Below are 13,969 nucleotides of genomic sequence, written 5' to 3' on the forward strand. Positions count from 1 at the left end.
GTTTGATTCCCCTTTACGCGCGGTCCGCCACGCGCTCGCCCATGATGCCGGACGGCCGCACGGTCAGCACCAGGATCAGCACGATGAAGGCGAAGATGTCCTGGTAGTTCGAGCCGAGGAAGCCGCCGGTCAGGTCGCCGATGTAGCCGGCGCCGAGGCTCTCGATAATGCCCAGCACAATCCCGCCGATCATGGCGCCGTAGATATTGCCGATACCGCCCAGCACCGCCGCCGAAAAGGCCTTCATGCCCGGCACGGTGCCCATGGCAAACTGGATCGAGGCGTAATTCGCGCCCCACATCACGCCGGCCACGGCCGCGAGGGCGGCGCCGATGGCGAAGGTCGAGACGATCACGCGGTTCGAATCGACGCCCATCAGGCCGGCCACACGCGGGTTCTCGGCGACGGCGCGCATGGCGCGGCCCATCTTGGTCTTTTCGACCAGGAACACCAGCGCGGCCATGGCAACGGCCGCCAGCACCAGCAGCAGCACCTGGGTATGCGAGATCACCGCCCCGCCAATCGTGATCGGGTCCGACGACAGCAGCTGCGGGAACGGCAGCGGGCTGCGGCCCCAGATCATCATCGCGAAGGTCTGCAGCAGGATCGACACGCCGATCGCCGTGATCAAAGGCGCCAGGCGCGGCGCGTTGCGCAGGCGGCGGTAGGCGATGCGCTCGATCGCCACGTTGACCAGCATCGCCACCGGCATCGCGCCGACGATCGCGATCGCCAGCTGCACGCCGCCCGGCAAGCCGGGAAAGTGGGCGTTGAGCAGCTTGATGATCGTCAAGCCGACCATGGCGCCGATCATCAGCACGTCGCCGTGGGCGAAGTTAATCAGGTTCAGCACGCCGTACACCATCGTGTACCCGAGCGCGATCAGCGCATACATGCTGCCCAAGACCAGTCCGTTCAGGATCTGCTGGACAAATGTTTCCATGGTTTGCCGTGTTTCCTTTTCAAAAAAAACGGCATCCGGACCGATCCGGATGCCGCTCTTGGCCTGACAGTGTCTGTTGCGCGTCTTATCGCTTGCTCATGCGACAAGACAAAATCCGAGCGCCATCATCATAGCGAGGTTTTAGCAAAAGTAATATCGGAAATTTACGAGGCGGGCGAAATCACCGGCGCCGTGCGCTGCGAGGGCCGCCATGCACCAGGGAGGCGCGCCGTCTGCACTCAAACGTCGCGCAGCGTCACCACCGGCATGCTCAAATCGCGCTTGTCCTGGAAGAACGCGACGTCGAACAGCGCCGCTGCGCCGACCACGTCCTTGCCGATTCGCCGCAACAGCGTCGCCGCCGCCTCGATCGTGCCGCCGGTGGCCAGCACGTCGTCGACGATCAGCACGCGCCGGCCGCGGATGCGCTCCGGCTGCAGCTCGATGGTCGCGCTGCCGTATTCGCGCCGGTAGTCGACGCTGATCGCATGGCCCGGCAGGCGGCCCGGCTTTCTGGCCATCGCGAAACCGATTGCGCGCTTGTACGCCAGCGCGCCGGCGATCATGAAACCGCGCGCGTCCATCGCCAGCAAAAAATCGAAATCCAGCGCGGCCGTCTTTTCATACAGGCCGTCGATCGCCAGCTGCCAGTGCAGCGGGTTATCGAAAATGCAGCCGACGTCGATGAAATTGACGCCGGGTTCGGGGTAGTCCTGGAAGAACTCGAGAGGAATCGTGTCGAACGTGCTCATGCCAGGAAGGTCAAACCACCGCCTCTTCGCTGGACGGCGCCTTGCCGCCGCCTTCCAGGCCTTTCGGCAGCGGGAAGGTCACGTGCTCTTCCACACCCTCGAGCGCGCGCACGCTGGCGGCGCCGAGCTGCTTGAGGCGGTCGATCACGGCCTGCACCAGCACTTCAGGCGCCGAGGCGCCGGCGGTCACGCCGATGCGCTTCTTGCCGGCGATCCAGCTTGGGTCAATGGCGGCGGCATTGTCGACCATGTAGGCCGGCGTGCCCTTCTTCTCGGCGACTTCGCGCAGGCGGTTCGAGTTCGAGCTGTTCGGGCTGCCGACCACGATCACCACCTCGACCTGGGGCGCCATGAACTTCACGGCGTCCTGGCGGTTGGTGGTGGCGTAGCAGATGTCGCCCTTCTTCGGCTCGATGATGTTCGGGAATCGCTTCTTCAGCGCGGCGATGATCTCGAAGGTATCGTCGACCGACAGCGTAGTCTGCGAGACGTAGGCCAGCTGGTCCGGATTGGCGACCTGCAGCTTCTCGACATCCTCGACGGTCTCGACCAGGTGCATGCCTTCCTCGCCCTCTTCGACCTGGCCCATCGTGCCTTCCACTTCCGGGTGGCCGGCGTGGCCGATCATGATGATCTCGGCGCCCTGCTTGCGCATCTTGCCGACTTCGACGTGCACCTTGGTCACCAGCGGGCAGGTCGCGTCGAACACCTTCAGGCCGCGCGACTCGGCTTCCTCGCGCACGGCCTTGGACACGCCGTGGGCCGAGAACACCAGCGTATTGCCGGGCGGGACGTCGTCCAGGTCTTCGATGAAGATCGCGCCCTTGGTGCGCAGGTCGTTGACGACGTAGGCGTTGTGGACGATTTCGTGGCGGACGTAGATCGGCGCGCCGAACTGGCGCAGGGCGCGCTCGACGATTTCGATCGCGCGGTCGACGCCGGCGCAAAAGCCGCGCGGCTGGGCTAACAGGATCTCGTTTTCCATGAACAGGATGGGCTCTTGTGAATGAACTTGGGTACGGCTTACAGCACGGAAATCAGCTGGACTTCGAATTTCAGGGCCTGGCCCGCCAGCGGATGGTTGAAGTCGAACACGGCCGAGTCGGCGCGCAGTTCGCGCAGCACGCCGGCAAAGCGGCCACCACCCGGCGCGGCGAAATCGACCAGGTCGCCGACCTGGTAGTCGGCATCCAGCTCGGAATTCTCGTCCAGCATCTTCTTGGACACCGTCTGGATCAGCTCGGGGTTGCGCGGTCCGAAACCTTCTTCCGGACCCAGCTCGAAAGTCGTGTGCGTGCCCTCTTCCAGGCCGAGCAGGCGCTGCTCGAGGGCAGGCGCGAGCTGGCCCTGGCCCAGCATCAGCGTGGCGGGCGTGCTGCCGAAGGTGGTGACGATATCGTTGCCGTCGGCGTCGGCGAGACGATAGTGCAGCGTCAGGTAGGCCGATTCGGTCACGATGGGAGCGTTGGTGGTGGACATTGCTTGATGAAGGTGACGTGGAGGGTAGGAAGGGCCTGTTACCAGAACCCCTCCCCCCTAAGAACCGTGCTTGCGACTTTCACCGCACACGGCTCAAGCATAATAAAAGTTCCTACGCAGGAACCGGTTTCACAACTTGCAGATTAAGGCTGTGCACTCGGGTGTGACAATTTGGGTGCAATAATACGCGATTTTCAAGGGCATCGCTGCCCCCGGCCACACGGTAGACAATGTGATGGTCGTGCCATCCAGTCTCCATGTCCATCTCGCATCCGCACAGCGCACACAAGCCGCGTTGTTCCATGTACAACGTTGCCCATTGCTTTCGGTAGCGCATGTTCTTCAACATGCGCTCCTGCCGCAGAGCTTCGCCGTACGCTTCCCATTGCGGATCGTAGGGATGAAAGTCCCCCTTGATCTTCTTGTGGTACTTAATAGGAGTTCCCGCAAGCGGGTACAGTTCCATTACCTCTTTGTCACCTTCCCTTGTGACGACATCCGCAGCAAACACCCAGTTTCGACCGCCGATGGTCCGCCAATACTTCTTGCGAATCCAGCCAGCGTTCTTGTTCGGATGCCTGCGTTTGGCCCACCGCAGGAGCCGCCAATTCAGCAACGACTCCATGCGCGAGAAAACTCGTTTGGCAACTACGGTGCTGTGATACTGCGCCCAGCCCCGTAGCATTGGGTTCAGCAGTCGGATCAAGTCCTCTTGCTTTACCATCAGACGTTCTCCGATCGTCTTCCTCAGCTTTTCGTAGAACGCGCTAACGTTCTTCTTACTTGGCTTAATGAGCAGTTTTTCCTGATATTTCCGGAAGTTCCACCCCAGGAAGTCAAAACCTTGGTCGATGTGTACGATCCTCGTTTTAGCCTGAGAAAGACGCAATCCCCGAATTGCAAGGAACGCTTCAATCCATGGCTTGATTTCTGTCTCTAGCAACTCTTTCGAGCCGCCGGTCGCTACAAAATCATCCGCGTATCGCACAACACCGACTTTCAGCTTCTCGACCTTCGATTTGCCAAATCTTGTACCGAGGTGCCTTAGAAGCTCCACCTCAAGCCCATTCAGCGTCCAATTTGCCAATGCAGGGCTAATGATGCCACCCTGCGGCGTTCCCGCCGTGGTTGCCAGCAATTGCGTCCGGTCTACTACTCCGGATTTCAGCCACTTCCGAAGGATCGTTTTATCCATGCGAACATGGCGGATCAGCCAGTCGTGGTTGATGTTATCAAAGAAGCCCTCGATGTCCGCATCTAACACCCATCGCGCCGATGTTTCCTGGCGCAATCGGAGAAAAATCTGCTGCATCGCATCTGCCGTCGAACGGCTTTTCCGAAATCCATAGGAGTTCGGGTCGCTCACCGTTTCGAGTACCGGATCAAGAGCTAGCAGATGCAGCGCTTGCATGGCTCGATCCTTCATGGTCGGAATGCCCAAAGGACGTTCTTTCCCATTCGGCTTGGGGATATAGACCCTCCGTAGAGGCAGGGGTCGATACCGGCGCTTCTCCAACTGCGCAATTGCCGCAAACTTCTGCGAGGGCGTGTCCCACAACTGCTGATCCACGCCTGCGGTGCGTTTGCCTTGATTTTCTGTCACTCGTTTAACTGCCAGTGCCTTCGCACTAAACGAGCGGGTCAGCCACCGTTGCAAGGATTTCACCCTACGCCAGTTGCCTTCCTGTGTTGCCTTCGTTAAACGGATCTGCATGACTCTTACGTTCTTCTGAACGCGCCGCCAATCAATGGCGACCCACTCGGTAGGAACGTCCGAGGACGCAGAACCGATTGCATTGCATTCGATTACTTTCATTGCTGAACCTCGTCGTAGTTGTTATACCCGCCGAGGACGCAATTTCCCCCGAAGGGAAAACTGCATCCCTTCGGGGTTGGTAGAAATAGAACTACTTGTAGTCTATGTGATCGTTGACGACTATTACACCAGATGGAAGTCTGCACGCTTTCACGTCGAGACAAATTTTGAATCTCTATCCGACCGATTACAAGTCGGCATTCGCTTTCTCCATCCTCCCATACCCGCTCCGCCATGGGCTTCCCTTACGGGTTGCTTGCCTATCTCGATGTTCTGAGACAGGCGGCGAGTCGGGCTTACGACGTTTCCTGCGACACCAGCACGGCCCTACTGCGCCGCACATGACTGTTTAGGGTCTGACTATCCCCCGGTGGTTCTTTGGACGACGTGTCCCCAGTTTGCACAGGGACATCCAACCACGTACCGTTTTGGTCCAGGCCGCCAGCAGATTGGGCCTGTCAATAATCACGAGGGTTCAACCGTCAGTTCACATTACGTTACCCGTGCAGCCTCACCTAGCCCCTCACCGCCTTTCTGCTAGCAGTTTCCGTTCTCTCACTCGCGTGGGGGAACGCCGTTTTCACGGGGGTACATTGTCATCGGAGCTTCACACCTCTCCGTTGCCAGAGACGCATGTCCAATTAGGTGACAGGTGGTCGTACACCCGGTCACAGCTCCCTATCGCCGGATCGGCAACAGAGGTGTGACAAGGCATCGCAGAACTTGCACGATCTAGTTGACCCATCCTGATAATAAGGCGGGAGTTACTTTGCCTTGAATCCCTCGGTAGGAACTGAGGCTCTGAACTAGTTTTAGATTTTCGAACTTGTCGTAGAGAAACAACATATTGCGAGCCCTTGTGAGGCGGTAGCGCAGCTTTAACCCAATCCGAATCAGCAGAGACGCTGACCTGGACGTGTTAGTCCTGAGCTTTTAACAAGATAGTTGTTTGATTTTTACCCCAAAATTGCGGACGCAACTAGGGAGCCCTCGGTGTTTAGATGCCAGCCCCATAAGATTTAAATAATTAAATCAAGGACTTACCGATCGGCTTGCAGGATAGGTACAGCTTCAACTTACTGCCGCAAAGGCGGCGATCGCGAGAACGTCTCGCACGCAAACCGTTATTGTAAGCCACCGCCGCCGTTCCCGCCCGCCATTCGGGCTTTTTCGGCCGGTTTTGCGCCCATTTTTTGGGCATACGACACAATTCAGTGCGATCATAGGCGATATGCACCATCAGGAATTCGCCCCGCCCGCAGCCTTGCGCGACGCCGTTCGATGCTTCTGGTACAACAGAAGAGAGGGCGGCGCCGGGCCATCCTCGTTCGACGTCATGCCGGATGGGTATGCCGAGATCGTCTTCTGTTTCGGTGCGTGCAAGGTGTCGTATGCCGGTTCATGGTGCGACCTGCCATCGCCTTTCATGGTCGGGCTGCTCGACCAGCCTTTCACGGTCGCAGCTGGAGCACAGCTGGAAATCCTCGGCATCCGCTGCTTTCCCTGGGCCGTGTTCGCGCTGCTCGGCTTGACGCCGGCCGACGCTGGGGGGGTCCCGATCATGCCGGTGGCGCATCCGCTTGCCGATTTGCAGCCGCGCCTGGCGGCGCACGTGGAGGCAGGCCGCATCGACGCCGCGCTGGCCGAGCTCGAGCGCGCTCTGCTGGACGCGTTGCCGCGTCCGGCGATCGACGGCACCGCGGCGCGCGCCGGCATGGCGCTGCGGGCAAGCCAAGGCAAGCTGCCGGTCAGCCAGGCAGCCGCGGCGGCGCATGCGACGGTGCGCACGCTCGAGCGCAAATTCAAGCAATCGTCCGGGCATACGGTGAAGGACGTCGCCGCCCTGATCCGCTTCGAACAGGCGCGCAACCGTCTCTGGCACGAATCGAAGCCCGACCTGGCCGCGCTGGCGCAAGAGCTGGGCTATGCCGACCAGTCGCATCTGAGCCGCGAATTCAAACGCTACAGCGGCATGACGCCGGCGGCGTTCGCGCGACATCGCCAGCTTGGCAAATAGGCTGGCGCGCGTTCCGTCCCGGCTTGTCGCGTTTCGTTCCGTTTTGTCGCGTTTTTACAAGCCCGCGCGTGCCTGGGCCGCTATCGTGCGCGGCATGACCACCCCATCTCATTCCCCTGCCCATGACGTGATCGTGGCCGGCGCCGGGCCGGTCGGCCTGTTCCTGGCCTGCGAACTGGCCCTGGCCGGCTGCTCGGTCCTGATCCTGGAACGGGCCGCCGATCCGGACTCGGCGTTAAAACGGCTGCCGTTCGGCATGCGCGGCCTGTCGACGCCGTCGATCGAGGCGCTCGACCGGCGTGGCTTGCTGGACGAACTCATCACGTCGCCCCGTCTGCAGCTCCCGTTCAGCGGCACGCCTGCCGGCGCCAGGGCGCAGCGCGGCGGCCACTTTGCCGGCATCCAGTTCAGCGACGCCGAGGTCGACATGGCGTCCTGGCCCTATCGCTTGCCGAGCTCGACGGCGGTGCAGTTGATGGCCGAGATGGCCGAGATGGAAACCGTGCTGGCGCGCCGCGCCGGGCAGCTTGGCGTGGAGATCCGGCGCGGTGCGGGCGTGACCGGTGTGCGCCAGGACGCCGATGGCGTGCTGGTGCAAGCCGGCGCGCACTGGTTTGCGGGCCGCTGGCTGGTCGGCTGCGACGGTGGCCGTAGTGCGGTGCGCAAGCTGGCCGGCTTCGACTTCGCCGGTACCGAGCCGGAATTCACTGGCTATTCGGTCCATGCCGACATCGCCGATCCCGACAAGCTCAAGCCGGGCCGCAACCTGATGCCCACCGGCCTGTACGCCCAGTCCCAGCCCGGCTACCTGGTGATGCAGGACTTCGACGGCGGCGCCGGCCACGGCGACGCGCAAGCGCTCACACGCACGCGCCTGCAAGCCTTGCTGCGGCGCATTTCCCAGACCGGTGTGACACTCGGCGCCATCCATGCCGCCAGCACCTGGACCGACCGCGCGCGCCAGGCCACGCACTACCGCCAGGGACGCATCCTGCTGGCCGGCGATGCCGCCCACATCCATTCCCCGCTTGGTGGCCAGGGCTTGAACCTCGGCCTCGGCGACGCGATGAACCTCGGCTGGAAGCTGGCCGCCACCCTGGACGGCGCGGCGTTGGATTTGCTGGACAGCTACCACCTCGAGCGCCATCCGATCGGCGCCCGGGTGCTTGACTGGTCGCGCGCCCAGGTCGCCCTCATGCGGCCCACGCCAGACAGCCGCGCGCTGCGCGCCGTCATGCAGGACCTGATGCAGACGCGCGACGGCGCCACGTATGTTGCCGGGCGCGTATGGGGCATGCACACGCGTCTCGATCTGGGCGGCAGCCATGCGCTGACCGGCCGCAGCATGCCGAATTTCGCTTTTCCCGACGGCGTCACGGTCGACGCCGCGATGCGCGATGGGCGCGGCTTGCTGCTGGACTTTTCGACGACGGCGAACGTGCGCTACGCGTCGGTTGCCGCCGAATACGGCGCACGCCTGCGCTACCTTGTCGGCCAGGTCGAGAACCGCCTGGGCATCGGCGCGGCGCTGGTGCGGCCGGACGGCATCGTCGCCTGGGCCATCGGCGATGCGGCCGGCGGCGATGACCCGGACGGCATCGATGCGCTGCGGCGCGCCGTCGCACGCTGGTTCGGCGTCAAAGGATGTGGCGCATCAGTATCCCTATCGAGGCCGCGACCATAATGCCGAGTCGGGCAAGAGTCGGCCAAATTCGTGCGCCGGCGATCGAGCCGGGAGGCATATGGGCATCAACGAATGGTCGCAACAGGAAAGGCCGCGCGAGCGCCTGGTGCGTGAAGGACCGCAGGCGCTGTCCAATCCGGAACTGCTGGCCTTGCTGCTGCGCGTGGGCGTGCGCGGCAAGAGCGCGGTCGAGCTCGGGCGCGACGTGTTGCAGCACTTCGGTTCGCTGCACGGCCTGTTCGGCGCCAGCCTGAACGATTTCTCCGAAGTGAACGGCCTGGGCATGGCCAAGTACGCCCAGCTGCAGGCGGTGATGGAACTGGCGCGGCGCGCCATCGCCGAGCAGATGCAGGCCGGCCAGGCCTTGAGTTCGCCGGAAACGGTCAAGCGCTACCTGCGCATGCGTTTCGGCACCCAGCGCCACGAATCCTTCGTCGTGCTGTTCGTCGACGTCAAGAATCGCCTCATCGCTGACAAGGAACTGTTTCGTGGCACCCTCAACCAGCTTATCGTATAATATCTTCGTAATTGCTACGAGGAAATTTATGGACTATGACCTGGTCATATCGTATTGGCGCTATTCGGCGCGTAAGCAGAGGCTCGGGGATTCAGAGCGCAGACAGCTAGATGCGGCATTGAGCTATTGCGAGCGGCATGGTCTGACACTAGACCAAGAATTCATGAAGGGGGACCGCGGTGTCAGCGCCTACTCGGGTGCCAATCTAAAAAAAGGTCCGCTCTATGACCTCGTTGCTAGGTGCCGTGCCGGTGAGCTTCGTCCCAATACGCTCCTGCTCGTTGAGGCATTTGACCGCCTCACTCGCCTCCCCCTTACTGACGCATGTGAGCTCCTACTATCGCTAATTAATAGCGGCCTGACGGTCGTGACGCTCACTGATGAAAGAGTGTGGACTAAGGCCACCTTGAATAGCGTTTCGGACCTCACGGCGTCCATTCTTACTCTGGACCGCGGCCATCAAGAATCAGAGTACAAAAGCAAGCGTGTACGGTTGGCTTATGAGGCGAAGCGCGCTATAGGCTCAAATATTCCTTTTGGTAGCGCACCTGGCTGGCTCCACCGGCAAGATAAATTGTCCCCTTGGTGCGTCGACGAGGTGAAGGCTGAGTCAGTTCGACGTGTATTTGAGCTCTCTGCCTTGGGGCTAGGCTCGAAAGCAATTGCGGCTATCGCTAATCGGGAAGAGTGGCCCGTTCCTACTCGGCTGGCTCGTACAGGCCCCCGCTGGCATGCTCAAATGCCCGGCCAGCTTCTGCGCAATCGCGCTGTCTTAGGCGAGCATCAATATTATGAGCGTAGCTACGAGGCCAAGGCCCAGGCGCAGCACTGGAAAGGCCTAGCTACCGGTAAAATACTGCCGAATTTTTACCCTCGTATTGTGTCCGACGAGATGTGGCTGCGGGCGCAGGCATCTATTTCGACTCGCGGGGTTGCTCGCCGTCGAGACACTCACGGCTTTAACATTTGGTCTGGATTGCTCTACTGTGGGCACTGTGGAGCTCCGCTACATCGTAAATCCGAATCCCGTGGACAAAGCCGTGCCTCTATCGTGTGCTCCGACCGGCTGGCTGGCCTCACAGAGTGTCCTTCCTCTTCGGCCGCCTATCTCGACGCTCCGCTCCTGAACCGAGTTGTGAATCAGGCTCCCTCGGTATTCGGTACCCCTCAGGCAGACCAAACCCTCACAGCCATTGCGGCACTCGAGGCCCAGGAGAGTCAGCTGAAGCAACAGCTGGCTCGAATCGAGGATTTCATCGTCAAGGTCGGCGGCGACGCCGATTCTCTCTCTGTGAGGTATCTAGCTACTAAGGACGAAGTCGCACGAGTAAAGGTCGAGCTTTCAACCATGCGCGAGCAGCAGGCCCTGACTGCTGCGGACTACGTACTCGATGACGAATTCCTTTCAGAGGCGCTAGACCATCTCTACTCGACCAGTCCAGAATCTCGAGTCGTACGTGCCGAGCTACATCTGAAGCTGGCTCGCCTGATTTCGCACATCTGGGTCTGGGGCTATGACGTCGCCATCATTGAGTGGGAAGCAGAGGGCTGGAGAACCGTTATACCCCTGCGCCATAAGTCCCTTCCATCCCGCCTTAATCCACAAGCGAAGTATCACAAGCCAGTTCCTCCACGCGTGGTGCACGAGGGAGGTCCTGTCTATGCGTTGGTCGCCTCTGGAGATTACGAGTTTGAGCCCCCGCCGCCTCAACGACGCAACCAGGTGGCGTCGCATTGATGTGACACATCTCATCACGTGCATGTGCATGTGCCATTTTCTAACACATGCATTTGATTGAATCTGTCACCGTATCTCTACAATCACCTCACAGTGTGTAAGTTTAATCACACCTGAGGTCATCAAATAAGACGCTAAGTCGTGATTGATTCAATCACCCTAACAGAGATGGAACAGAGTTTTTAAGGGTGATTGTTCCAATCACCCTGTCGGCGCTACGCGCCTATTCGTTGGCCAGGTCGGCTGGCTGGAGCGCAGCGACCAGCATCACAGCGGGGTGTCGACGCAATAGCGGCGCCGATGACAAATGCCCCTTTCGGGGCCTTGTTGCCTGCTTTACATGTTTGGACCGAGATTGTTCTTGTGGATGATGTGTTGCGGTAGCTGCACGCCGTTGACCTGCATGTCGTAGAGCTGCCCCCGTGTGTATCCAGCATACTCGTCCACCTTTGCCCACTTAGGCTCTTCCTTGAAGTCCTCCAAGTCGACTTCTTCCTTATCGAACTCTCCCTTGATGCCTCCGGCCTTCGCTGGCAGCTCTTTCCTAGCTTTGGCGGGCTTTTTGGAGCCTGTCTGACGGTCTTGTAGCTTCTGAGCCTCTTGCGCTTCCCGGGCTTCTAGCGCGGCCAGAGCAGCCTCACTTGTTTCGTACTCGGTGGGGTCTCCCGCGATTTTGTAGACATCCTTTATGCCGCGGTTAAATTCCTCTACGGCTTTCCTATTGTCGTCGGAGATTTTTGCTTGGATTTCTGCCACTCTTTTCTTTTGCTCGTCCGACGTGCGCCTTTTTGGAGTGACCTTACGAAATTCCGTTTCCTTCGGGATTGTCACGAAGTAGACGTTCGGGAACCCCCTTCCCAGCCGTATACGGTCCACCCATCCCTTTTCGACGAGGGAACCCATAGCCCGGCTCGCGTTCTCCCGAGCTATACCCGTGCACTCTGTAATCGTCTCATAGCTCGGCGCAGACTTTCCGGTTTCCGAGTTGGCGTAGCGGCATAGGCACAGCAGAATTCGCCGTTCTTGGTCTGTCAGCCGCGAGTCTAGCAGTACCTCTACTGGTGTGACAATGAATTGGCCCGGCATGTTGTTGTAATAGCGCTTTTTCTCTGCCGGGGTACCTACAATGGTCTTCGTCATTTTTAGTCCCGGGCAGTTACGGCATCAACATGCCAAAAGTTCTGAATCTCGTAATCGCTGTTCAGCTGAATTACGTCGTATGAGCCCGGAATACGCACCTTATATCCGCATTCAAATTTGACATATTCGACGTAGTCGGTAAGGAAAATTTTCCACAACCGGTTCAGGAACCTCTTGTTTTTTAGGTATCCCCAGTGCTTAAGGAAGCGTTTATGTAAGGCAGTCAGTGTTTCTTCTGCGCGGCATTCGAAAAATGCTTTTTTGCTAGGTGTCATCTCGTTCCCCATGGAGTGATGTGATTGGATTTGTCACATCACTGTGTATGCACCTCCGTTTATACAAAGCTCTCCAAATTGCGCCGTCGTTACAAATTGTTACAACTTCGCTTTTTTTCGACTGTTTAGCTAGGAATTCACTGGAAAAAACCGTCCCTCATTGAAATATCTTCTATGGCATATAACTATTCGATAGCCTTTATCTATGCCAGTAAACGAGTCCCAAGCTGTGGTTTCTGCGGGCGCAAGCGAGGCGGCTCCAGCTAGCTTCCCTCCTTTTCTAGCCCACGCCGCACCTAACTAATTAATCAAAGGGGGAACAAAATGTGGACATATGAATTTGGTAGCTAGACCTCTGCGCCCTCGGGCATATAAATCTGGTAGCTAGACTGTGTCACCTTTATCTGGGCATATAAATTATGTTAGCTGTATTTCGCGCAGTTCTCTCTGGCACCGGCCGACCGTATGCCCTTTCGTGGTACACAAGAATCAATCTGCCATATCAGCCAAAAACTCACGATGAGCTAGTCATTCAATTGATTGTCGACCGCCTTATTCGGTAAAGCACAAGGGCCCTTATGGGCCCTTTTTCGTTGTCTTAGCCGGCTCACTTGGCCAACCTGATTTTTAGCTTCGCAGCGCTTGCCTGAAGAATTTAATCGGGCCTATACTTCCGATTAGTTCCAAGTCTCCGACTGCCTTTTTTACTCGCTTGGCTTTTTTTACTAGCTCAGGATGAGTATTCCTAACTACAAGTACCGCCTTGTACTCTCCGGTCTCTGCGTCTGTAACAAAGCCGTCCGCGCCGGCAAAACCCGCTTTATCCAGCATTCCTATTTCGATGGCCTTCCTTATGCCTGCCATTCCCATTACTGTCTTACCCGCGTGATGCTGCGCTATTAGGTAATCTACTGCCGTTCTTTGTCTTGCCGAATCCAGCTGTGATAGGTCATATCCGTGCCGGAATAGCTCATGCGTTAGTCCTTCGTTTGCCCTTGCTGCACCGGTTTTTGTGAGGATGTAGACGCTCATGCGTAGTGAGCTGTCACGGCGCTTCACCTCTCCCCGTTCTACTAGCCGTTTTAGTACTCGGTCCGCGCTCACTCGAGCGCTGTGTGGATTTCCACCTCCCCACACCCAAGTCGCCACTTGCGTCGCGCTGAGCCATCCTACCAGGCCGATGGCCTGCAGTACGTGTCTCTCGTTGTCGATTGCTTTTAGTTGGTTTGCTGTTTCCATCGTTGTACCCCCTCTATCTATTGGTACAGCGTATAGGTACAACGACGAAAATCCGCTCACTTGTCATTCCGGGTCGCGCTCTTGCGTGGCTGGACGCCCCGCCCGCACTCGTCGCTGTCGCTCCGTCCCTGTATACGGGGCACCCGCCCGAGCCACCGACTTCGTCGGCGGTTCGGCCGGGGGGCCCCACGCCTCCAGGCCGCCGACTATGTCGCCGTCCCCGGAGCCATGGGGCCCCCCGCCCTCCGGCCGTGCCCGGCTGCGCCCCATCCCAGCCACTTCGGCCCCTTGGGGGGCCTCGGTGCAGGGACGGCCCCCGCCAATCCTCTCGCTAGGGCTCGAGGACGTTTTCGCTGGACGCTCAACGCC

General features: G+C 59.3%; 11 protein-coding genes. 4 read left to right on the top strand and 7 right to left on the bottom strand.

All coding sequences use genetic code 11. The annotated features are described in order from the left end of the window. Positions 1 to 13: 13 nt before the first annotated feature. The 5 genes from FA90_RS13815 to ltrA all read right to left on the bottom strand — a co-directional run bounded on the left by FA90_RS13815 (position 14) and on the right by ltrA (position 4,990). A complete protein-coding gene (locus FA90_RS13815) occupies positions 14 to 943 on the bottom strand; it encodes a branched-chain amino acid ABC transporter permease (RefSeq protein WP_036169612.1) in 930 nt (309 codons plus the stop codon). Positions 944 to 1,182: 239 nt separating this feature from the next. Beyond that, positions 1,183 to 1,695: an adenine phosphoribosyltransferase gene (locus tag FA90_RS13820; RefSeq protein WP_051971783.1), complete on the bottom strand. Its 513-nt coding sequence runs from the start codon at positions 1,693 to 1,695 to the stop codon at positions 1,183 to 1,185. Positions 1,696 to 1,705: 10 nt separating this feature from the next. After that, a complete protein-coding gene (gene ispH, locus FA90_RS13825; protein WP_036169614.1) occupies positions 1,706 to 2,680 on the bottom strand; it encodes a 4-hydroxy-3-methylbut-2-enyl diphosphate reductase in 975 nt (324 codons plus the stop codon). Positions 2,681 to 2,718: 38 nt separating this feature from the next. Then, positions 2,719 to 3,174 (bottom strand): peptidylprolyl isomerase, encoded by a 456-nt coding sequence (locus tag FA90_RS13830; RefSeq protein ID WP_036169616.1) that lies wholly within the window; start codon positions 3,172 to 3,174, stop codon positions 2,719 to 2,721. A 112-nt stretch (positions 3,175 to 3,286) separates the two neighbouring features. After that, positions 3,287 to 4,990: a group II intron reverse transcriptase/maturase gene (gene ltrA, locus FA90_RS13835; RefSeq protein ID WP_036169618.1), complete on the bottom strand. Its 1,704-nt coding sequence runs from the start codon at positions 4,988 to 4,990 to the stop codon at positions 3,287 to 3,289. A gap of 1,231 nt (positions 4,991 to 6,221) precedes the next feature. On the opposite strand from ltrA, the gene FA90_RS13840 reads away from it, so the two are divergent. The 4 genes from FA90_RS13840 (at position 6,222) to FA90_RS25720 (ending at position 10,946) form a co-directional block, all read left to right on the top strand. Beyond that, entirely contained in the window at positions 6,222 to 7,007 is a 786-nt protein-coding gene (locus FA90_RS13840) for an AraC family transcriptional regulator (protein ID WP_036175667.1), read from the top strand. A gap of 94 nt (positions 7,008 to 7,101) precedes the next feature. Next, a complete protein-coding gene (locus tag FA90_RS13845; RefSeq protein WP_051972184.1) occupies positions 7,102 to 8,691 on the top strand; it encodes an FAD-dependent monooxygenase in 1,590 nt (529 codons plus the stop codon). A gap of 58 nt (positions 8,692 to 8,749) precedes the next feature. Beyond that, positions 8,750 to 9,208 (top strand): DNA repair protein RadC, encoded by a 459-nt coding sequence (gene radC, locus FA90_RS13850; protein ID WP_081933848.1) that lies wholly within the window; start codon positions 8,750 to 8,752, stop codon positions 9,206 to 9,208. Between the two features lie 28 nt (positions 9,209 to 9,236). Further along, entirely contained in the window at positions 9,237 to 10,946 is a 1,710-nt protein-coding gene (locus tag FA90_RS25720) for a recombinase family protein (protein ID WP_081933849.1), read from the top strand. A 336-nt stretch (positions 10,947 to 11,282) separates the two neighbouring features. Here FA90_RS25720 and FA90_RS13860 read toward each other — a convergent pair whose 3' ends face one another. Both FA90_RS13860 and FA90_RS26485 read right to left on the bottom strand, forming a co-directional pair. After that, positions 11,283 to 12,086 (bottom strand): helix-turn-helix domain-containing protein, encoded by an 804-nt coding sequence (locus FA90_RS13860; RefSeq protein ID WP_036169624.1) that lies wholly within the window; start codon positions 12,084 to 12,086, stop codon positions 11,283 to 11,285. Positions 12,087 to 12,988: 902 nt separating this feature from the next. Beyond that, on the bottom strand, positions 12,989 to 13,393 hold the full coding sequence (locus tag FA90_RS26485; protein WP_156116704.1) for a hypothetical protein: 405 nt from the start codon (positions 13,391 to 13,393) through the stop codon (positions 12,989 to 12,991). Between the last annotated feature and the right edge of the window lie 576 nt (positions 13,394 to 13,969).

Origin of the sequence: Massilia sp. 9096 (genome assembly GCF_000745265.1) — a bacterium.
In the GTDB taxonomy this organism is placed as follows: domain Bacteria; phylum Pseudomonadota; class Gammaproteobacteria; order Burkholderiales; family Burkholderiaceae_D; genus Telluria.

Bases quoted from the DNA above. Each gene is read 5' to 3' on its own strand.
- FA90_RS13815 (WP_036169612.1), bottom strand. From the start codon at position 943: ATGGAAACATTTGTCCAGCAGATCCTGAACGGACTGGTCTTGGGCAGC.
- FA90_RS13820 (WP_051971783.1), bottom strand. From the start codon at position 1,695: ATGAGCACGTTCGACACGATTCCTCTCGAGTTCTTCCAGGACTACCCC.
- ispH (WP_036169614.1), bottom strand. From the start codon at position 2,680: ATGGAAAACGAGATCCTGTTAGCCCAGCCGCGCGGCTTTTGCGCCGGC.
- FA90_RS13830 (WP_036169616.1), bottom strand. From the start codon at position 3,174: ATGTCCACCACCAACGCTCCCATCGTGACCGAATCGGCCTACCTGACG.
- ltrA (WP_036169618.1), bottom strand. From the start codon at position 4,990: ATGAAAGTAATCGAATGCAATGCAATCGGTTCTGCGTCCTCGGACGTT.
- FA90_RS13840 (WP_036175667.1), top strand. From the start codon at position 6,222: ATGCACCATCAGGAATTCGCCCCGCCCGCAGCCTTGCGCGACGCCGTT.
- FA90_RS13845 (WP_051972184.1), top strand. From the start codon at position 7,102: ATGACCACCCCATCTCATTCCCCTGCCCATGACGTGATCGTGGCCGGC.
- radC (WP_081933848.1), top strand. From the start codon at position 8,750: ATGGGCATCAACGAATGGTCGCAACAGGAAAGGCCGCGCGAGCGCCTG.
- FA90_RS25720 (WP_081933849.1), top strand. From the start codon at position 9,237: ATGGACTATGACCTGGTCATATCGTATTGGCGCTATTCGGCGCGTAAG.
- FA90_RS13860 (WP_036169624.1), bottom strand. From the start codon at position 12,086: ATGACGAAGACCATTGTAGGTACCCCGGCAGAGAAAAAGCGCTATTAC.
- FA90_RS26485 (WP_156116704.1), bottom strand. From the start codon at position 13,393: ATGAGCGTCTACATCCTCACAAAAACCGGTGCAGCAAGGGCAAACGAA.